We start from the raw sequence: 20,881 nt of genomic DNA on the forward strand, positions 1-20,881 counted from the left end.
AGCTGCACAAGGGTAAAACAAACAATCACTCCAAATACAGGATTGGAGTGATTGTTTTTTGCTTGTTCACTAAATATGAAGATCTTTCTTACAAAAGACCATGCCCGATGCCACGAACAGGATACACGCTCCAATCAATAGGACAAAGATTCCGATGAGACCACTACGATCTCCTGCGATCAAAGCATCTGGATCAAACAATGTAAAGAAAGTAAAATACTTTACTTTTTCTGCATTTCCGCCGGTGTTGGCAAGCATCTGTAAGACGTACATTAATGCTGGTATCCCACCGCCGACAGCAATACTGTATTTTGAATCATTAAAAACACAAGAAGCTAAGAAAGAGATTCCTGCGATAAACAACTGCAAACAAAGCAACCCACCATTCAGCAGCAACAGTTTGGGAATCTCGAGTTCTCCTTTAAATTGTAATCCGCAAAGGATCTCTAATGCAGTGCCATAGATGATCAAAAAGAAAATACCCGTTAAAAGAACCGACATCTGCGTCATGACAATCGTTCTCCGCTTGATGGGTGCTGCCAGAAGGGCCACCATCGCGTTGCTGTCCACATATTTGGCAATCAATGCATTCCCTCGAAGAATCGAGAATACCATTGGAAAAATGATCAAAATAAAACCATAGAGGTAAGAAGACATGAAACCCAATAATGAGTTAGCACCGGCTTTCATGCCGACTGCCGACATCAATTCTGGCAGCATCTTGCGCATTTCTTCAAGAGACTGCATCATTTCTGGATTGTACATACTGACAATGATTGAGATGTAGAGGGTCATGACGGCACCAAAAATCACAAGCGTCAGGATGCTGCGGCGCAATTCGCGTTTGTAAAGGGTGAAATTGATCATTTCTCTTCACCTCCATAATAATCCATAAAAATCTGTTCCAATGTTTGACTCGTACTGACTTGAACTTGACTAGGTTGTGCCGGATCGATTTCTCCATTGAAATCTGCTGCAAAGGCTGCCGCCAGTTGTTCATTTGGCAAAGTGACGGTATAACGACGCAGATGTTTTTCTCTTAATGTGTCGGTGGAATCCAACGCAACTAATTTTCCGGCACGAATGATGCCAATTCGATCACAGGTCCGCTCAACTTCTTCAAACATGTGGCTAGACATGAGGATGGTTTTGCCGCGCTTTTTTTCTTCAGTAATTAAATCAATAAAACGTGACTGCATCAAGGGATCTAAGCCACTAGTAGGCTCATCTAAAATCAAGATCTCTGGGTCGTGCATGAAAGCCACAACGATGCCAATTTTTTGTTTCATCCCTTTACTCATTTTCTTGATCTTGCCGTTCGGATCTAACTCAAATCGATCAAGTAATTCTTTGGCCCGTCCATTTTCAGCATTTCCCCGATACTTTGCGATAAATTTAATAAATTCGCTTCCGGTCATATCATCAAAAAAAGTCATTTCGCCAGGGATGTAGCCTAAATTTCTTTGGATTTGTTCTCGTTGCTGCCAGCAATTCATCCCATTGATCAAACAGTTGCCGCTTTGAGGTTTGATGAACCCCATTAGATGACGGATCGTTGTGGTCTTCCCAGCGCCATTAGGACCCAGAAAACCAAACGCTCCTGCTTCCACAGAAAATGACAGGTCAAAAATTCCTTTGCCATTGCCATAATCTCGTGTCAGATTGGAAATATCAATTTTCCCCATCATTCATTCCTCCTATTGACCAACGTCTATTCACTAGCAAATCGTTTGCTGGTTTGCCCACTTGCTTTTTGATACTCCCGCTTTGCAAGTGATCAGTCAAGGCCCTCGGTCTTTGCCATACGTATCGTATGATGATAGCCAAAGTATAGACTATGTTGCTGTTTTTGACTACCAAAATATCCACCGTATTCTAGAAATAGTCTGACCAAAAAAAGCGCCTTTTTAAGTCGCGAATTGCCGAAAAAAAGCGGCCTCTTCCATTCGAAGACCGCTTTATTCGACGATTGCTGTTAATATGATTTGGAAAAATGACGCTTCTCATTCAATTAGAACTTAAGGCACCAAATCATGGTCAACATAAAAGGAGTTTATCAAGTACCAAGAAAAACTGTCATTACCTGTCGATAATGCGAAAACAGTTTAGACAAAAGGTGCCTTTTGTTCCTTGATTTCAGTTTACAAAAAGAAGCTGCACGATACAAGAGGAACGAGTAAGAAAGCTCCTGTCTGGGTCCTTCACTTTTATTCTGACTAAATAGAACACCTATTTTTTGCTGCTTGTCGTCTCCTCGTGAATAAATTGCTGCCAACGGGCTCTCAACTTCTGACGATAATAATAGCGAGACTGTTTTGATCCCTCTTGATTGACCCAATCAAGCCACATTTGTCGTTCTTTCGGTTTCAGAAATGCCCAGAATTGCATCAGCAATAGATGATTGTCGATGTCTTCTTTCAGATCAATCGTTTCTTCCTGCTCTGATGCGATTGCTTGAATCAGTTGTTTTTGACGATTACTTTTTCGTTGTAAATCAATCACTCGCCATAGCAAAAAGCCAAATAGATAATTCACTTCATTTTCGTTGCGAAAGATCCCTTCATCAGGATACCTTCGTGCGCGCTCAAAGAGCATGAGTCGCAACTCTTGCAAATAATCTTCAAAATCTGGATGACTGGGGAAGATGCCCGCCCGAATCAGCACTTTGTAAAAGAGGCGCTCATAAGAAGCCATCAGTGTATGCCATTCTTTCATTGTATTCCTCCTTTTGCTTGGTGTTCCCGCGGGTACATTAACCATAGCAAAAAGAGGAAGTGACTATTTTTATCAAAAATCAATAAATCATTTGAATTATGCACTTTTTATTGCAAAAATAGTCAGATAATTTTATAGTTGAAGTATCTAAAATGAAGGAGTTTTTCTATGAAGAGATGCTACTCCCCTATAAGTTCGAATAAACTTGATCCTTATCGTCTGTCCTTTGAGCCAAAATGTAAACGATTCCTCAATTCTAGTGATCAGGCCACTTGCCAGGAACTTGCTGCTTTGATCCGTCCAACCATGACAACTGACTTCGAGAAAGAAATTTTTGCCATTCTGCCTTTTGTTCGTGATGATCGCACGCATTCTTTGATCATTTATCAAGACTATTGTTCACTTCTTCCACAGCCGCCATTTCCTATCATCAAACAGATTCTTCTCCATTTCCATTTTTATGAGTACGCGCTTTTCAAAGATACACTGTACCATTTATTCAGCCAGTCGAATATCAAACGTCAATACAAGATTCCTTGTGCAACTAGCGAATACAGCTTGCTACCACTAACAAACGCCACCAAAAAAGACACCATTTGGGTCAATCCTGGAAAAATCATGACGTTGTCCGCTTCTGGACCGCAGCTGTTCATTGAACTGCACAATCAGTTCTCTTTTCCCAGCTCGGTTGAATCCCGTCGTCTAAAGCAAACCATGCTGATCAGTTTTCTTGCTCATGGCATTATCAAACGGGAACATAGCTATCAACTGCCTCGGGCGAATACTAGCCTCACTGAATTTCTGGACCTTTCTTTTTCTCCTCTCACCAATCATTTACTAGGGGAGCTTCATTTTCACGATCTCCCCGGCAAACGAGGAAGTTTTAGTCTGATTTATCAAGATCTCTATGCAGAAGAAAGCCAACAAAAAATGCGCCAAAAATGAGTGCATTTGGCCAAATTTTACTCTTACCAACGCATTTGATCCAAAAAGGGGCAATTGCAATTAATTTAAAAGAAAATGCAAAAGAAAAAAATTTTTTGATCTTTTCGCGTATTTTATTTTTGAGAAACAAAAAGGTACTAGTTTAAGAAAATAGTGCTCTAAGAAGATAGTGCTTTAAGAAAGTAGTGCTTTAAGAAAAAATTACTTTAAGAAAATAGTGGCGGAATGCTGCGAAGGAGGAAAACTAGTATGCGTATTGTTAAAATTTCAGAGACAGAGATCTATGTCGAAATGACAGGGAAAGAATCATTTACAGTTACTTGCAGCAGTGAGCAGCTCGCTGAGCGATGGCTAGCGTTGTTAGAAGGTTTAGCCGAGTAGAGCAACTGATCTTCGAAGCAAGATCCGCAAGCGAAACCGCAAGTCAGCTGAACCCATTGGCAGTTGGCTGATGCAATGCCTGAAATGCCTTTCTTTTCTCAAAAGAGGACAGCAAGCAATGACCATAATAAAAAGCAGCGGCAAAAATGAAGTGTGTCCGAAAAGTTGACTTTTGGTCCAACTTTTCGGATCACTGCAAGCAGCCGCTGCTTTTTTTATTTAGAGGCCTAATTCAGACGCAGGGTCAAAGAAGCCTGACCATAGTCCTGTCGCCATTCCCAAATGTAGATGGACACCAGTCGAATTTCCAGTTGTTCCCATTCCACCAAGGTATTGACGTGCTGTGACACTTTGACCGCTACTAACAGCAGGCAATGCATTGAAGTGCATGTAATAACTATAGATGCCATTCGGATGCTTTATGATCACATAATTTCCTGTGGACGGACCATAACCGGCTTCTACCACTTTCCCACCTTGAATCGCATAAATCGGTGTTCCACTGCTGCCGGTAAAGTCGATCCCATTGTGCTGGTTGCCGGAAGAGCCCGTTGGATCTGTACGGTATCCAAAACGACTCGAGATATGGACAGAATCGACCGGTAAAGACCAACCGCTTGTTTGATTTCCACTAGCAAGCTCCGGTGTTTCTTGGTCAGTATCTTGATTGGTTTCTTTTTTACTTGTTTCTTCAATGTTGGTCTCTTCATTGATTGGTGTAGAAGCATTAGCGTATGTCGTTGCTTCTGTGCCGGTTTCTTTTGCCGACTCTTTTTCTTGAGAGACCGCTGCTTCAGCGGCTACTTGTTTTTTCGCTTGTTCCTGAGTTTTTTTTGCCTCAGCTTGTGCCTGTTTCTTAGCTTCTGCAGCTAACGCTTTTTCTGCTGCTAATTGTTTCAGTGTTTCTTCCCGTTTCTTTTTAGCAGCCGCTTTTTCTGCTTCCAAATCAGACTTTTTGCTCTCTTCTTGATTCAGAGACAATCGTAAGTCGGCCAATGCCACATCCTGATTCAATCGTACATCTGCAAGCTCTTCTTGCTTTTGTTGCAGCTCGCTCGCATGAGTTTCAATTTCGGATAGTTTTTCTTCTAGTTCTTTTTCGAGCTTGATACTTGTCTCGATGTCTTTTTGCTGTTGCTCAACGATACTATTGCTGGCATTCATGATGGTGACAGATGCAATGGCTCGTTGAATTGCTTCACCTAGTGAGTCAGCATCAAGTAATGTCGTCATCATGGCATTCGAAGGTTCTGAAACTTGAATATCTCTTGCTTGATTCGCCAGTGTTTCTTTCCGTTTGGCGATTTTTTCCTCCAATTCCTTGATTTCAACCGCGATTTTGTTGACCTTTTGCTCGGTGCTAGCCTTTGATGCCAAAATCGAGTCCATTTCAGATTCAAGTTGCTGGATCTCCGTTTCCGTCTTTTGTTTGAACGCCTCTATTGAAGCAGATTCCCCTTTGATTTCATTGATTCGCTGGGTTTGTTGTTGAATTTGACGATCGACATCCTCTGCGTTTGCAACCAATGGAAAACCTATCAACATCAACGAGCTTGCGACTATCAATTTTTCCAGTTTTTTCATGCTATCTCCTTTTGAATCCTACTTTTCATTTCTACTAGCATACCGAATATTTTGCTGCTTTTGGGCAGAATCACAGGAAAAACATCTGGATGCAAAATTCTGACATCTCGTTGCAATCAACTTGTTAGATTCCCGCATGAATCGTAAATTGCTTTTTGATTCTTTTCAGACTAAATAAATCGGAGGTTTGTTACACAAAGAGATAGAGGCATGCTCACTCATTGCGCACGCCTCTATCTCTGTTTGATTTTCATTGAATGATCGACACCACAGTCAATTGAATCGTCCAGTTGCCAAATCAGCTGCAGCTACTACAATCGCTTCTTCAGGAAAAACCATTCCGGTGGTAAAAGCATTGGGATAGTCATGTTCCTACTAGTGCAAAATTACTGCAAGCGCCCGACAGCCGATCCAATCGCATTCCCTGCTAACAGCCATGCCTTCGCTGCTTTTTGTAAGGTGGTGTTTTCGGGATACTTGCTGACATCGTTAGAAATAGTATTGAAGAGCCAGAGTACGCTGTCATTTTTTTCTGGTTCTGTCAACAGCAGTTCGTAGTCATTTCCAAACAAAACGAGGTTGGAAGTTGCTGGCAGCCATTCTTTCAACTTGGGCGAAAGCAGCCAAGTATCCGTCACAATTGGTGCTGAAGCGTATGCAGGAAAGTAGGTTTCAAAAAACATTCTGGCTGACTGATAATTTTCTTGGACTTGCTCATGAACCAGTTTTGCATCTGAAGGGATGTGAAGAGAAAGATAGGTTTGACCTTCAAGTTGTGGTGCTTTGCTCTTATGATCAGCGGCGATCATTTCAAATTCTAGCTGATCGATCCTAAATTCTAATCCGCACAAATACCGCCATGTCCAAAATCCACGATCAAACACATCCTGATTACCGACTTGTTTCGTTTCTTTTAAGAATCGAGTAAATGCCCTCATCGTAGCCAAATAAATCTCATGAGGAATTTGCAGCGGTTGATAAATATGTTTCCAGCTGATGGTCGCTGCATACAAATGGATCGCCAATTCCTTCATCGACTCCTCTTTGTACAGTTGGGATAACCACTTGGCTTCTGCTGAAGCTGTTACTGGATCGAGCAATTTATGTACACTAGTAATCATCTCTTGTTCTTGCAGCTCCTCTAAGGCTGCGTTCACTTTCTCTTGGACTAAAACGGGGATTTCAATTAAATCCATCAATTGCTGTAATGGCTCACTGTTCGCTAACATGTTGTTCCTTCTATTATCAACCTGGAATTCTTCTTATTGATCTATGACATCAAACTTTGCTTGTAATCGCTTCATCTAATTATAAAAAGTCTAGCGCTTAAATGATACTAAAATATACCGGTTTATATTAAAATCCTAACCCATTATTGCTTCAAAGAAGATAGACTCATTTGTGCCTCCTCTCTAGGCATTTTTTTCACGAAGAAATCCGTCCTCTATCCGAAAAGGCCCTCTTACACATTCCTTCAAGAATCTATTCGTAAGAGAGCGCCCTCTATAGGATAGCTGAAACAGCTAACTTCTGGAGGGCGCTACATCGTTTTTCGATAACAGTTCTTGCTTGATTGTACTTTCTTGATATTTCTTTTTTATTGCAGTAATGACGATTGCTGAAAGTGACAGTTTTTCAAAAGTACGATCGACTTAATAGCAACTGCTAAATCACCTAGATAGGATGTTTAGCAGTATTTAGTTGGGGCTGTTTTATAAATCACAGCCCCAGACTTCATTGTTGCGATAAATCGCTAGCTCCTGAAAGCCTAATTTCTCCGCTGCAGTTCGTTTTCCATTTGCTACTTCGATCATTTCCGAAAGGATCCTTTCGCCGCCTTCCTTGATGGACATCTTGCCAGTAATGATCGCAGATAAATCAAGATCCATATGTTCAGACATTTGTTGATACGTCTCATGATTACCGGTAATCTTAACCATTGGTACGATGGGATTTCCGATAGGTGTGCCCCTGCCCGTTGTAAATACACAGATTTGGGCTCCGCCAGCCACCATCCCTGTCACAGATTCAATGTCGTATCCGGGAGTATCCATAATGATCACCCCTTTTTCAGTGGCGATCTCTCCATATTTGACGACTTGATTGATCGTGGCGTGTCCTGCTTTCATGATTGCGCCTAACGATTTTTCTTCAAGTGTCGTCAAACCACCTTTTTGATTACCAGGTGAAGGATTTGCTCCTCGAATATCTACTTGGAGACGTTCAAATTGTTTTTCGAGACCGCCAATGATAGTCTGAATATCCCGTTTGACTTGTTGGTTTTTGGCACGACGGATCAAGATATGCTCTGTACCGATCAATTCTGTCGTTTCTCCTAGGATCGATCGACCGCCTGCAGCTACCAAAAGTTCTGTCGCAACTCCTAAAGCAGGATTAACGGATAACCCACTGGTTGCATCACTGCCGCCACAATTGGTCGCTAAAGTAAGAGCAGATAGTTCAACGGGTTCCCTCACAATCCGGGCAGCCGCGCCTACCAGTCTTTCTAATAAAGGAACGACTGTCGCGATTGTTTTTGTTGTCCCGCCTTCTTCCTGGATGCTAAAAGAGTAGACCGGTTTGTCTGATACCTTCTGAACCCGAGCCACCATTTCGTGAGGCTGAATCGTCTCACAGCCTAACCCGACAAAGACTGCCCCATAGACATTGGGATTTAAGACAAATCCCGTCAACGTTCGTTTGGTGATTTCTACTGCATCTCCAATTTGACCACAGCCTTTTCCAGCTGGGATAAAGACCGTGCCGGCAATTCGTTCAGCCAGACGGCGTGCAGTTTCATTGGCACAGCCCACTGTCGCAATGACTAAAATTTTGTTGCGGATCCCATATTGCCCATCGGATCGTTTATAACCCATTATTGGTTTCATTAGACTCTGATGCTCCTCACATTATGTGTATGCACATGTTCACCTTTGGTAATCGCTGCTGTAGCAATCCCTATCACTTCGCCATATTTGATAATCTCTTCGCCAGATTCAATATCTTTTACAGAAAATTTATGGTAGCTGTCAATAGACTGGACAATCAGGAATTCATTTAAGGTCGCTTGATTAACAATCTTCACGGATGATTCCGCCGGCGTTGGTTGCAAAACCATGGCAACATTGTCCTCGGGACGCATCATTAATGCCGTATACATAGACTGCCTCACTTTCTCTTCACTCATATTTGTCTTGAAAGACAATCGTGTCGATCGCTGCCTGACGCAAATGTGCGACTAATTGTGACAAAGACATCTGTTCACGTTGCATGATTGCTTCAATCACTAACGGCAGATTGAACCCGGCAACGATCTGATAATGGTTAGGGTCAAAAAATTGTGAATTATAATAAGCACAGTTGTAAGGCGTTGCTCCAAACATATCGACAAATACCAAGACCCCATGCCCCCTATCCAGCTTGCGGCTTTGATCTAAAATTTTTTGACGGAAACTGTCGACCTCTTCATTTTCAGCAAGTGTGTCGAACGCCATCTGCTGTGTCTCACCAATGATCATTTGTAACGAATGAACGATCCCTTGGCTGAATTCGCCATGAGAAATAATTTGCATACCAATCATACCGACCAACTCCTTTCATTCACCAGACCAAAGGGTTCTAAGTGCGCAAAAAAGCGCTCAATATTCGTCACTACATGATCTCCCATTCCGGCTAAACTTTCAGAAGTATACGCACCGATATGAGGGGTCAATGTGACATTTTCAAAAGCCAGTAATGGATGCGCAGGATCTAACGGTTCGTGGCAAAAGACATCGGCAGCATAACCGGAAATTTCTTTTCTAGCCAACGCACGGATCAAAGCTGCTTCATCCACCAATTCCCCACGTGCAGTATTGATCAGCAAGACATGCTGCTTCATTTGATCAAAAGCTGCATCAGAAAGCATCCGCTGGTTTTCATCTGAAAGATTGCAGTGAAGTGTGATGACATCCGCTTCTGACAATAATTCCGGCAAAGATACTTTTTTTCCTTTTGCTTTGTGAATGTCTTCAACAGACTTATAAGGATCATAGACTAGCACTTCAGCACCAAAGCCTTCATGCAGAATCTAGCCAACCTTGGAGCCGATATTGCCATAGCCAATCACACCGACCGTTGCGTGCTTGAGTTCAAAACTATTGCAACTCGACCGCAAGTGCCACTCATCATTTTTGATCAGCCGCTGCCCTTTATTGATCTTACGAAGTTCGTTCATTAACAAAGCAATCGCATGTTCTGCTACCGCTTGCCGTTCGATTGGTCCTAAAACTTTGGTCACCAGTACCTGATTTTCGGTTGCAGCACTAAGGTCTACATTATCGACCCCTAGACCATGACGGCAAAGCAGTCCAAGATTTGGTGTATTCTGAAAAAACGTACGATCGAAAGTTGGCGTGACACTAGCGATAATGCACTGATAGTCCCTGAGTGCCTCAGCCAGTTGTGCCCCTTTAATCGTTGGTTCAAACAGATGAAAGTCCACTTCACCAAATGCTTGCAGTCGTTGGATATGTTCCGGAAAAAACTTGCCAAAACTTTTTGAATTGACTACTGCAATTTTTTTCATCGACGTCCCCCCTAAATCGATTTCTTCGCTGCTTCGGGAACCGTTTGCGCATAAATCTTGATGTCCTTTTCAGCTGATAATTGACGCAATTGTTCCAACTCTGTCTCGGTTAGGGCAACATTTTTGATGAAGAACTCGGCCGCTTGTCTTTTTGGCGTGCCGCCTAGATTCAAACAAGGTAACGGTAACCCCAACTCCAAACACTTGATCGCTGTTGCTACCGTTTTGAACAAAGCAAATACTTTATCTGCACCGAACTGATTGGCTTCCCAAGCTGCCAGTACTTCCGCTATGCTGTATACCTTCACTTGAAAACCGTAACGTTTTCCTGAAGCCATATAAATATCCATCGAAAAATCATCGGAACGCACCGCGTCATCGATAATATAAATTGTATTCGCACCCGAAGACTTGGCCCACTTTGTCACGATCTGGCCATGAATCAAACGACTATCTACTCGAGCAAAAGTAATTTTCCCCATTTGTGACACCCTCTTTCTGATTTATAAAATTCCGATCGCTGCCAGCAATCCAACGATAACAGTCAACAATAACATCCCTTTTAGTACATTCAGACCCTTCTTTTCAAAGTAGAAGTACAAGCCCATGACTAGTGAAAGTGGTAAGATGCCTGGCAAGATAGAGTCCAGAATACTCTGTAAAGAAAATTCTCTTTCTGACAGGACAAAAGATAATGAAGATTGAATCGTCACAAACCGTGCCGCCGTCACTCCCATCATGAACATACCAAGAATCGTCAACGCTTTCATGATTAAATTGGCTCTTGTCCCAGCAATCAGTTCTCGAGCCGCTTGCCTCCCTAACCGATAACTAAAGTGGACAAATGCACGGCCATAGAGATACGTCACAACAGAAAAGACGATCCAGGGAATAACCGCACCGAACCATAAACCATCTGCAGCCCAAGGCAGTGCAATCGCAATCAATAGATACTGCAACGTGCCATTATTAATGGAATCCCCGATCCCTGCCATTGGTCCCATCAATCCGACTTTCGTTGCTTCGATCAATTCTGTTGAAACGGTCTGCTCAGAACCTGTTTCTGTCAACTCTTTGGCCCGCTGTTCTTCCAGAGATGCAGTAATCCCAGAAATGGTACTGCCGCCCCAGATCGCATCAGTGTTCCAAAAGGTCAAGTGCCGATTGTAGGCATCCCGCAAGTCTTCAGGATCTTTATAGATTTTTTTGAGCAGAGGCGTCAATGCATACATCAATGCTGGTGCGACTTGTCGCTCATAGGTGCGAGGGATCTCGTTCATCCAGTACCAGCGATTCCAAATCTGGTTCAGTTCCTTTTTAGTCAGTCCATTGTTTTCAGTCGAAGTATTCTCTGCATCCATCTAGGCTGCCTCCTTTGCATTGATCATAATCATGGTGTAAATGCCTGCAGTCACGATACCCAGTACGGCCCAAGTAACCATGGTGATTCCTAAATCTTTCAAAATAATCGTTAAGAAGAATGCCAAAAAGAAAAAGAACATATCGGTCTTTTGACCAATGATCCGAATCAAAATCGCGATCCCAACAGCTGCTAACGCACTGGCGACAACATCCAGTATATGAAAGACAACCGTGCCTTCCAATTGTGTCACAACATTAGCTATCGAATCTGCCCCGAAATATAAAGCGATAAACAATACCGGCACATGAGTCAGCATCGTCAATAGGGTTGGCAACAGACCGATTGCAAAAGTAAATTTCTTGTCCTCCAGATTATTGACCACCCGATCAATGTATTTGGTCACAAAAGAATTCACGATAATTTTTAATGTATATAAATAACTTCCTAGAATTCCGACGGGAATCGCGATTGCTACTGCCGCTGTCGGCTCTAGATTACCCAAGATAGCGACTGCTGTAGCCACAGTTCCCGAGACAGCCGGTTCTGTTGCCATCTGGCCGCCTGGCGCAATCTGACCCATAGAAATCAATTGGATAGCTGCACCAACCGTTACCCCTTGGGCAACATCTCCCAGAACGACACCGACAAATAAACTCGTCATAAGCGGACTAAACCGCAAATTCAAGCCGGCATACCCGAAGAAGCGGGCTTGAATCAGCGCCACCCAAATTGAGATGATCAACGCCTGGATCACTGACATATTTTTTCCTCCGTTTCTAATTCTATCAATGCCAACAGTGAAAAATGAAAGGCGAATAGAAACCAAATCTTGCTTTTTACCTAGGATGAAAGCATTTCTTGATCCGCCAACAAAAGCAGCTTCCAATAACGAAACAGCGTCCCATTCCCATGAAAACCACTCGATCAAGAAACAGCAAAAAAGGCATCAGACCAGCGTGTCCAATGCCTTTGACATAGCGAAATAAACCTCAGGAAAAACGTGAAAATTTCAAAAAATTGCACAAAGCGACTAGTAATCGCTATCAACTTTCGGTAAAATAAACACGTTGGTTCCTTCGGGAAACAACTATGGCAACTTGATTGGTCAGCTGTGTAAACTTGGTGACTGATCAGGGCTTTCTACAGGTGCGCCAACACCCGTAGAAAGTGCCTTTTTTATTTGGTTTCTATTCCATTTCATCATATAGAAAGTGTTACCTTTTGGCAAGAGGGAACGTATGTTTTCGTTGAGTTTTTTTTGAGGGGATTTTTTTGGGAAAGAAAAAGAAGATACGGGGTATCTTCTTAGGGGTGGTGTTTTTAGGCTTTGAGTTAATAAAAGACGGTTAATTGGTGACTGTCTTCCCTCAGTTTTTCAATTTTATAGGGTCAAAATAGCTTTGTAGACCAATGTAATACAGCGTTATAAAACAAACTAAATCTTTGACCTAAAAAAATGATTTTAGAATTGTAATAAAAACAATTCCTTACTTCAACATAAAGTGAAGTGCTTCTTGCCATGTTGGAATTTCAAAGCCAATTGCTTTGGCTTTTGATAGATCCATCACTGAATATTGCGGCCTTTTAGCTTTTTGCGGATATTGCTCTGAGGTCACCGGTTTTACTTCTACTGCAGTCTCTTTCAAGATCTCTTTCGCAAATTCATACCAGGAACAATGATTGTCATTTGACAAGTGATAAATCCCGGTAGGTGCTTTGTGATCAATCACATACTTCATAAATTCTGCCAATGTCCGCGTCCAAGTCGGACGCCCAAATTGATCATTCACTACGGTTAATGTCTCATGATCTTTTGCTAATCGTTGCATCGTGTAAACAAAATTATGACCATATTGCCCAAAAACCCAAGAAGTACGAATGATATAGTAGTCAGTCAATATTTCTTGAACCGCTTGTTCGCCTAATAATTTGGTTCTGCCATACTCATTTTGAGGGTTCACTGGGTCATCAACACGGTATTCCCCCACTTTTTTCGTCCCATCAAAGACATAGTCAGTACTGATGTACACGAGAGTAGCTCCTACAGCTTTAGCTGCTTGGGCCACATTTCGGGTACCCTCAACATTGATTTTTTCGTCTAGCATTTTTCCTTCATCTTCTGCTTGATCAACGGCTGTGTACGCCGCACAGTGGAAAATAACCTTGGGTTTGATTTCTTGGATCTTTGTCATCGTTGCTTTTGCATCCGTAATGTCCATTTCCTGGGAATCAGTTGAGACATATGTAACACCCGTTTCATCCAATAAATGGCGTAATTCGGTACCTAGCTGACCGTTGCCACCAGTAATTAAATACATTTTATTTCGCTTCCTTTCGAAAAAAGCAGGAATCCTCCTGCTTTCATCCTACAGATTATTGTCCTTGTTGGGCATAAGTTTCTTCAACTTGTTCTTTTTCTGCTTGCCACCACGAACGATTGTTTTTGTACCATTCAATCGTATCCGCCAGCCCATCTTTAAAGTTAGTAAATTCTGGCGTCCAGCCTAATTCTTCTCTTAATTTTGTTGCATCGATGGCATAGCGCAAATCATGACCAGGACGATCATTGACATGATCATAGGCATCCTTTGATTTCCCCATCAATTCAAGAATCATTTCAATCACTGTTTTATTGTCTTCTTCTCCGTCGGCGCCGATCAAATACGTTTCCCCAATGGTTCCTTTGGTCAAAATTGCCCAGACCGCGGAAGAATGGTCGTTAGTATGAATCCAATCACGCACATTTTTCCCTTCACCATAAAGCTTGGGGCGAATCCCACTTAATACATTGGTGATTTGTCGAGGGATAAACTTCTCAATATGTTGATAGGGGCCATAATTATTGGAACAGTTAGAGAGTGTAGCTTGAAGTCCGAAGGACCGAACCCATGCCTTGACCAATAAATCCGATCCCGCTTTTGTAGACGAATAAGGACTGGAAGGATTGTAGGGGGTTTTATCGGTGAACTTCTCGCCTGGTCCTTCCCCATGACCTGGTAAATCTTCCCGCAAAGGAAGATCGCCATACACTTCATCTGTCGAAACATGATGATAGCGAACATGGTGTTTGCGACAAGCTTCAATCAATGTGTAAGTACCGATCAAATTAGTCTGGACAAAAGGAAAGGGATCTTTTAATGAATTGTCGTTATGAGACTCAGCGGCATAGTGAACCACCGCATCGGTCTGTTGGACCAGCTCATCAACTAATGCCGCATCGGCAATATCGCCTACCACTAATTTCACACGGTCTTCCGGTAGTCCGGCTAGATTTTCTTTGTTTCCCGCATATGTCAATTTATCCAAAACCGTCACATGAACATCCGGTTGGTGATTGACCACATAATGAACAAAATTAGATCCGATAAAACCAGCTCCGCCGGTCACGATGATTCTTTTCATTTCATGAACACTCCTTAAATTTCTCCGTAAACAAATGGGTTTTCAGCTTCAAATGCTTGTAAGGTTGGATGGTGTTGATCTTTCTCCGAAAGAATCGCTTGTTCTTTGGCAATCGGCCAATCAATCGCCAGATCTGGATCATCAAACGCAATGCCGGCATCGGCTTGTGCATTGTAATAGTTGTCGCATTTATACAAAAAGTTGACATTCGGTGTCAATGTAACAAAGCCATGGGCAAATCCTTTTGGCACCAACAATTGACGATGGTTGCTTTCCGATAAAATATACCCTTCCCATTGACCATAGGTCGGACTTCCTTTTCGGATATCCACAATTACATCTAGCACGGCTCCCGTCACGACACGAATCAATTTCGTTTGGGCCGCCTCTCCTTTTTGAAAGTGTAAGCCCCGTAAGACGCCGGCTTCCACTGACAAGGAATGATTATCTTGCACAAACGCATAGTCTAAGCCTGCGGCTTTGAAATCTTCTTGCGAATAACTTTCGGTAAAGAAGCCCCGGTGATCACCAAAGACTGCTGGTTCAACCAAGACAACATCGGTTAAGTTTGTTTTTGTGATACGTAATTTTCCCATTTCTATTCCTCACTTGCTAGGTGCAATAGGTATTGACCATATTGATTTTTCTTTAATGGTTGCGCTAATTCAATCAGCGCTTCACGACTAATGTAGCCCATGCGATAAGCGATTTCTTCTAAACAAGCCACTTTTAAGTTTTGCCGTTTTTCAATGGTTTCAATAAATGTCGAAGCTTCTAATAATGACTCATGGGTTCCCGTATCCAACCAGGCAAACCCTCTGCCCATCACTTCCACCGATAGTTTTCCTAATTCAAGGTATCTTTGATTGACATCTGTGATCTCTAACTCGCCACGTTCAGAAGGAGTGATTTGTTTGGCAATCTCAACCACCTCGTTGTCATAAAAATAAAGGCCTGTTACTGCATAATTGGACTTTGGTGCTGCTGGCTTTTCTTCAATCGACACAGCTTGCATTTGCTCGTCAAATTCCACCACGCCAAAGCGTTCTGGATCAGTGACATGATAACCAAATACCGTTGCCCCTTGCTCTTTTTGAGCCGCACGTTGCAGCATTTTAGATAAGCCGCCACCATAGTAGATATTGTCGCCGAGAATCAGACAGACACTGTCATTGCCAATAAATTCTTCGCCAATCAAGAAGGCTTGCGCCAATCCATCTGGGCTTTGTTGTATCGCATATTCCAGATAAATCCCAAGTTCATGACCATCACCAAATAATTCTTGAAAGCGCGGAGTATCTTGTGGTGTAGAAATAATCAAGATTTCCTTGATTCCTGCCAACATCAATGTAGACATGGGGTAGTAGATCATTGGTTTATCATAGATGGGCATTAATTGTTTGGATGTTGCTTTGGTCAGTGGATACAAGCGTGTACCTGATCCGCCTGCTAAAATAATTCCTTTCACTTGCTTTTCTCCTCAACATTAATTACTTTTAAGCCACTTAAAACATTATAATTTTCGAATTAATTTTTAGTAAGATTTTTAATATACCTAAAATCCTTTACTAAATTAACTTTATTATAGAAAATGTAACAAACATATATAGTTAAATAAACAAAAAATCCTATAATACTCATAAATACTCGATTGCAAATAACAAATGCAACTGTTATTAAAATTTCGGCAATCACCTGACGTGATACATCAATCTCCAGTTCTTTTGAAAGTAACTTTTCAGCAACTAAACATCGTAAAGTAATACTTAACAAAATAGATACTACTACTAAAATTAAGTTTTCCAAAATAAACACACTAAAATATGCTAGTAAAACAGAGATAATTAATGTGATGAGGTTAGATACTAGAATGTGTTTTTCTTTACGAATAGTTTTTAAGAAAGTGCTAACCAACAAAGACATTCTTCCTTCAAATATGACCATAGGAAATAGTATTCCCATAAATTTTATACTCTCCTTATATTCGGGCAATACGGAAGATATAATTTCAACTAAGGGGAAAAACATCAAAAGAATGGCAAAACTAAAAGCAACAAATATTCCTCGAATATGAAGATATAATTCTTTAAGTATTGCCAAATCTGTCTTCCTTAATAAAGGAAATATAACCACTGAAACAGCGTTAATAAATGTCATAATCATATTTGATACACTGAGAGTAAAAGACAATTTTGCAAACGTACTTATATTCCAATGGTTTTCTACAAATAATCTACTACTTCCAGTAATCAATCCGCTGGCAATAGTGCTTAACATTAAACTACTTCCAGAAATAATATTGTTTTTAATATCCACAATTACTTCACGCAAGGCTAATATTTTAATAAATATTAGATCCTTGGCAATGTAACACCCATAAACTAACATAACAATCTTGGAAAAAATATCGATAAATACTAAAATAAGATAGTTTTTTCCTCCAAGAAAAATGTATGGCAATGCTATTAAAAGAAAAATATACCGATCATTTCTAGCTAAGCTAGCATATTCCTTAATTCGATTTGTCGCTTGAAAAAGTAGTAATAAAAAGGTTCGACAATTGGTGACCACCATAGCTAACGATGTAAACAAAATTACATTAAGTTTATTTTGCTCTTCTATCCATATTAAAGAAATAGCTACAATTATAGAAGCTATAAATATTTCATAAACCAAGTGGTACCAAAACTCGCTCCCAATTTTGCGGTGGTCAATATCTTGATATTCGTTTCCTCCTTCAGCAAGATAAATACCATCAAGCCAGCCAAAATGAAAAAAACCTACATATCCATAATAGAAAAGATATAATTGCCAATATCCATAATTTTCGACACTTAGAAAAATTGGCAAAACAAGATTAGTAATAATGGATATTATCATGACGAATAAATTAGCCGACACTGCATATCTTAAATTTTTTAAAATTTGTTTAGTTTTATTGTTCATTTCGTTCCTCTAATGTGGTTAGCTTTGATTACTTTTCCTTCATTATCTAATATGTGAAAATTATTACGATAAATTTTTGCACAATTATAATCATTATTATTAAACCAACTCGAAGGGGCTATAACTTTCTTTGATTTATTTGAAGACAACTCTTGTCCCCACCATGCAAAACTACTATTTGATATTATAAAGTTATCACACAAAGACATCACGAACAAAGACTCTGTAGGATTTAGGCCATTTACATAATTTAGCTGAGGAAACTCTTCCATTAATATTTTTTTTGCCTCAGATATTTCATCAGAAAAAATAAAAATATTTTCAGTATTGATATTTTCTTTTTTCACAAAATATTTAATTCCTTCTAGGTAATACTCTTTAGTACATATTGGCCAACCCAAACTAACATAGTCAGAACCGCATCTCATACTTACCGCCAAGTTCTTGTCACTTTTATTTATTTGATTATAGAGATTACAAACATTTTCATTATCCATGAATTTATTTATAACTGATGGGTTAGATATTACTTTCAACAGATCATCTTTTGAATTATCTACTAACTTATAGTCTTGAAAATAACCGTAAACATACGTATTTGAGCGGTTGTTATAATTTATTTTTCCATTTCCATGCTCAGTAAAATCAAAACCTAATTTTCTGAGTATAGTTTCAATATTCTCTATAGGTATTTTTTTGCCAAATTTCTTATAAACATAGAAGAATAAATGATACAGTTTATATACGCACGAGAATAGAAATTTGTGATAGAAAGCTTCTTTATCCATCCCAATAATAAAATCATCATTTTCTGCCAAATACCTTAACAATTCAAAATTTCTCAGATGATAGTGCTCATAATCTGAGTTATCAATAATTATTTTAACATCTTCATCTTTCTTTTTTAATCCTATTACATAGGCCAACATGAAAAGCTGATTTCCTAAGCCTCCACGCATTTTTATGAATATTTTTTTCAAATTTTTGATCACATCCCATATTTTCAAAATAATACATATGTTACATTATTTATCATTTGCTCAATAAAACCATCTAAACGAATAAAATGAACTACTTGAATTACTAAAATCGGGAGAACAATACTAAGCCTCATCAAATTGCTTTTAAAATATGGAAGACTGCTAAAAATAATAATGCTGTCCAATAAGTAGAATGGTCTAAATATTCGTTCAACATCTAAATTTTGAAACAAAAATGGCACTATGATCAACATAGCAGTATTCATATTCACTAATATATTAATATTAAACTTAACTAGGTCTGGATGATTTTTTAAAAACTGCTGAAGAACGTATTTTGTTATGATTACATAATAAAATAACGAAGCACCAACAAAAATAGCTGATGCTGTTGAACTCCCCTTGCTCAGTATTAAATATTGTTCTTTTCCATCAAGTAAATTTGATACAATAGGAAGTGTCACTATTTGATTACGTAAAATAAAAAACAAAATGATTAATATAGGCAACATTTTCCTAAATAGTAGCCAGTATCCTTTATTATTAAACAATAAAAATATGATATAAACGATTGATGCCTTATGAAAAGAAGTAGCCATCATTATTAAACAGACAAAGATCAGTTTTGTGCTATTATTTTTGTTATTATTATTTAACAATATACAAATAGCGCAAAATGTGATTGAGTATGCTAAAAAAAATCTCATTTGTGTAAGATCATACACAAATGGATAAACAATATATATAGTTGGTAGAACTAGAGAAAACTTGATACGTAATATTTGAGATAATTTATAAAACCCAAATATTATAAAAACCAAGCTTAAAATAAATATTGTTAAACAAAATATTTCAAAATTATTTGTAAATCTGGATAAAACCCACATCAGACACATAAACCCATAATCTGTTTCAAACCCAATATAGTTAGGATTGTTTCCACCATTACTTATAAAAGTCCAAAGTGAGTAATATGCATCATAGTCTGTGAGCGACCCGCCATGATTATTTTGAAAGGAAAAAAGTATTGCCATTACTATTACTGTTGCCATAGCAATTATTGTTTTAGTGAGTTTAAAATTTTGAAAAATAAAAAAAGTTATCATTGGTAAGAACACTATAATAGCCATCATAATTTATCACTACCTTTTTTATAAAAAAGAAAGTCTTTAAATCCTTTATTAAGGCACCTAATTTTTTCAAACTTATTTTTTTGGTAAAAAACAATCATAAAAAATTGCTTAATTGTTCCAAGGAGTGGTATCATGATTTTTTTAGGAAATATATTGTGCTTATAACTAATATACCATCTATTTCTAGACATATAATAAATTCTAATCGCCGAATGCTCTGAAATTTTTCTTCCAAACACGTATTTTGTCTCACCAAGTTCTTGTTTTAAAAATACATAATTAACTTTTATGATGGAATAATTCATTTTTTCAAGTAACTTACAATAGTCATAGTCAACCCTATCAATAAATAGAAACTCATCAAATCCTTCTGTCATTTTATAGGCATTCAAATTTAAAAAACTTCCTGACGAAATAGCCCATTTTACTTGCTCATAACCTTCTTTTTTTTCTGAAATGTTATTATCATGTTGGTATTGTATTGTTGGTACAAACATTCCTACTCTTTCAGAATGTTTAAATTCATCGATAAAAGTAAACATACTTTTTATATCTATTTCTGAAAAAAGACTGTCTTGATCTAAAATCAATAAATAATCAGATTCTCTTTTCATTGCTATTTTGCACATTATATTATAAGCAATAGAAAGCCCTCTATTTTTTCCATTGCCTATATATATAATTCCAGCATTTAGAAATTTTCCTTCTACTTCTTTTGCTTCTTTTGTTGAGTTATACGGTGTATTATCAAAAACAAGTAACAGATCAAAAACATTTTTTTTTCTTATTACATCTGAAATTTGTGTACTAGTTGGAAAATATAGAACCACTCCACATCCATATTTCATGAATTATTTTTCCTCTC

The 20,881-nt window shown here is 39.2% G+C and carries 21 protein-coding genes and 1 pseudogene; 2 read left to right on the forward strand and 20 right to left on the reverse strand.

Annotated elements, in window-relative coordinates:
- Nucleotides 1–69: 69 nt before the first annotated feature.
- From DVW06_RS07860 to DVW06_RS07870, 3 genes are all read right to left on the reverse strand, one after another.
- A complete protein-coding gene (locus DVW06_RS07860) occupies nucleotides 70–867 on the reverse strand; it encodes an ABC transporter permease subunit (protein ID WP_003126093.1) in 798 nt (265 codons plus the stop codon).
- Complete coding sequence (locus DVW06_RS07865; protein WP_034704267.1) at nucleotides 864–1,685, reverse strand: ABC transporter ATP-binding protein; 822 nt, start codon at nucleotides 1,683–1,685, stop codon at nucleotides 864–866. Before DVW06_RS07865 ends, DVW06_RS07860 begins: the two co-directional genes overlap by 4 nt.
- 544 nt (nucleotides 1,686–2,229) lie before the next feature.
- Nucleotides 2,230–2,715, reverse strand: coding sequence for a sigma-70 family RNA polymerase sigma factor (locus DVW06_RS07870; protein ID WP_021150014.1), 486 nt, complete (start codon nucleotides 2,713–2,715; stop codon nucleotides 2,230–2,232).
- Nucleotides 2,716–2,883: 168 nt separating this feature from the next.
- Between DVW06_RS07870 and DVW06_RS07875 the strand changes: the two genes are divergently transcribed.
- The gene (locus DVW06_RS07875; protein WP_137264543.1) at nucleotides 2,884–3,660 is read left to right on the forward strand and encodes a hypothetical protein; all 777 of its coding nucleotides are present in this window, start codon (nucleotides 2,884–2,886) and stop codon (nucleotides 3,658–3,660) included.
- A gap of 249 nt (nucleotides 3,661–3,909) precedes the next feature.
- Entirely contained in the window at nucleotides 3,910–4,041 is a 132-nt protein-coding gene (locus DVW06_RS17665; RefSeq protein WP_005471013.1) for a hypothetical protein, read from the forward strand.
- Between the two features lie 219 nt (nucleotides 4,042–4,260).
- Here DVW06_RS17665 and DVW06_RS07880 read toward each other — a convergent pair whose 3' ends face one another.
- The 17 genes and pseudogenes from DVW06_RS07880 to DVW06_RS07970 form a co-directional block, all read right to left on the reverse strand.
- Nucleotides 4,261–5,625: a peptidoglycan DD-metalloendopeptidase family protein gene (locus DVW06_RS07880; protein ID WP_131732078.1), complete on the reverse strand. Its 1,365-nt coding sequence runs from the start codon at nucleotides 5,623–5,625 to the stop codon at nucleotides 4,261–4,263.
- 386 nt (nucleotides 5,626–6,011) lie between these two features.
- Complete coding sequence (locus tag DVW06_RS07890; RefSeq protein WP_021150021.1) at nucleotides 6,012–6,854, reverse strand: acyltransferase domain-containing protein; 843 nt, start codon at nucleotides 6,852–6,854, stop codon at nucleotides 6,012–6,014.
- A gap of 483 nt (nucleotides 6,855–7,337) precedes the next feature.
- The gene (locus tag DVW06_RS07895; protein ID WP_021150022.1) at nucleotides 7,338–8,513 is read right to left on the reverse strand and encodes a UxaA family hydrolase; all 1,176 of its coding nucleotides are present in this window, start codon (nucleotides 8,511–8,513) and stop codon (nucleotides 7,338–7,340) included.
- Complete coding sequence (locus tag DVW06_RS07900; RefSeq protein WP_034706817.1) at nucleotides 8,513–8,785, reverse strand: UxaA family hydrolase; 273 nt, start codon at nucleotides 8,783–8,785, stop codon at nucleotides 8,513–8,515. The genes DVW06_RS07895 and DVW06_RS07900 overlap by 1 nt, the downstream gene beginning before the upstream one ends.
- A gap of 19 nt (nucleotides 8,786–8,804) precedes the next feature.
- The gene (locus DVW06_RS07905; protein ID WP_029486633.1) at nucleotides 8,805–9,206 is read right to left on the reverse strand and encodes a PTS sugar transporter subunit IIA; all 402 of its coding nucleotides are present in this window, start codon (nucleotides 9,204–9,206) and stop codon (nucleotides 8,805–8,807) included.
- Nucleotides 9,203–10,192: pseudogene (locus DVW06_RS17480) on the reverse strand (D-isomer specific 2-hydroxyacid dehydrogenase family protein). Before DVW06_RS17480 ends, DVW06_RS07905 begins: the two are co-directional and overlap by 4 nt.
- A gap of 11 nt (nucleotides 10,193–10,203) precedes the next feature.
- Nucleotides 10,204–10,674: a PTS sugar transporter subunit IIB gene (locus tag DVW06_RS07920; RefSeq protein ID WP_096710649.1), complete on the reverse strand. Its 471-nt coding sequence runs from the start codon at nucleotides 10,672–10,674 to the stop codon at nucleotides 10,204–10,206.
- 21 nt (nucleotides 10,675–10,695) lie between these two features.
- Nucleotides 10,696–11,553 (reverse strand): PTS system mannose/fructose/sorbose family transporter subunit IID, encoded by an 858-nt coding sequence (locus DVW06_RS07925; protein ID WP_137264546.1) that lies wholly within the window; start codon nucleotides 11,551–11,553, stop codon nucleotides 10,696–10,698.
- Nucleotides 11,554–12,483 (reverse strand): PTS sugar transporter subunit IIC, encoded by a 930-nt coding sequence (locus tag DVW06_RS07930; protein WP_137264547.1) that lies wholly within the window; start codon nucleotides 12,481–12,483, stop codon nucleotides 11,554–11,556.
- A gap of 559 nt (nucleotides 12,484–13,042) precedes the next feature.
- The gene (gene rfbD, locus DVW06_RS07935; RefSeq protein WP_029486629.1) at nucleotides 13,043–13,873 is read right to left on the reverse strand and encodes a dTDP-4-dehydrorhamnose reductase; all 831 of its coding nucleotides are present in this window, start codon (nucleotides 13,871–13,873) and stop codon (nucleotides 13,043–13,045) included.
- Between the two features lie 55 nt (nucleotides 13,874–13,928).
- A complete protein-coding gene (gene rfbB / locus DVW06_RS07940; protein WP_029486628.1) occupies nucleotides 13,929–14,957 on the reverse strand; it encodes a dTDP-glucose 4,6-dehydratase in 1,029 nt (342 codons plus the stop codon).
- A 14-nt stretch (nucleotides 14,958–14,971) separates the two neighbouring features.
- Nucleotides 14,972–15,553, reverse strand: coding sequence for a dTDP-4-dehydrorhamnose 3,5-epimerase (gene rfbC / locus DVW06_RS07945; RefSeq protein WP_029486627.1), 582 nt, complete (start codon nucleotides 15,551–15,553; stop codon nucleotides 14,972–14,974).
- 2 nt (nucleotides 15,554–15,555) lie between these two features.
- Entirely contained in the window at nucleotides 15,556–16,425 is an 870-nt protein-coding gene (gene rfbA / locus DVW06_RS07950) for a glucose-1-phosphate thymidylyltransferase RfbA (RefSeq protein ID WP_029486626.1), read from the reverse strand.
- A gap of 59 nt (nucleotides 16,426–16,484) precedes the next feature.
- Nucleotides 16,485–17,903 carry a lipopolysaccharide biosynthesis protein gene (locus DVW06_RS07955; protein ID WP_029486625.1) on the reverse strand — a complete coding sequence of 473 codons (1,419 nt, stop codon included), beginning with the start codon at nucleotides 17,901–17,903 and terminating at the stop codon, nucleotides 16,485–16,487.
- The gene (locus DVW06_RS07960; protein WP_238696171.1) at nucleotides 17,900–18,895 is read right to left on the reverse strand and encodes an alpha-1,2-fucosyltransferase; all 996 of its coding nucleotides are present in this window, start codon (nucleotides 18,893–18,895) and stop codon (nucleotides 17,900–17,902) included. Before DVW06_RS07960 ends, DVW06_RS07955 begins: the two co-directional genes overlap by 4 nt.
- An 11-nt stretch (nucleotides 18,896–18,906) precedes the next feature.
- Entirely contained in the window at nucleotides 18,907–20,013 is a 1,107-nt protein-coding gene (locus DVW06_RS07965; RefSeq protein ID WP_238696172.1) for an EpsG family protein, read from the reverse strand.
- Nucleotides 20,013–20,864 carry a glycosyltransferase gene (locus DVW06_RS07970; RefSeq protein ID WP_137264548.1) on the reverse strand — a complete coding sequence of 284 codons (852 nt, stop codon included), beginning with the start codon at nucleotides 20,862–20,864 and terminating at the stop codon, nucleotides 20,013–20,015. Before DVW06_RS07970 ends, DVW06_RS07965 begins: the two co-directional genes overlap by 1 nt.
- Nucleotides 20,865–20,881 lie beyond the last annotated feature (17 nt).

The organism is Enterococcus sp. ARL09-542, from assembly GCF_005234805.1.
Classification (GTDB): Bacteria; Bacillota; Bacilli; order Lactobacillales; family Enterococcaceae; genus Enterococcus_D; species Enterococcus_D gallinarum.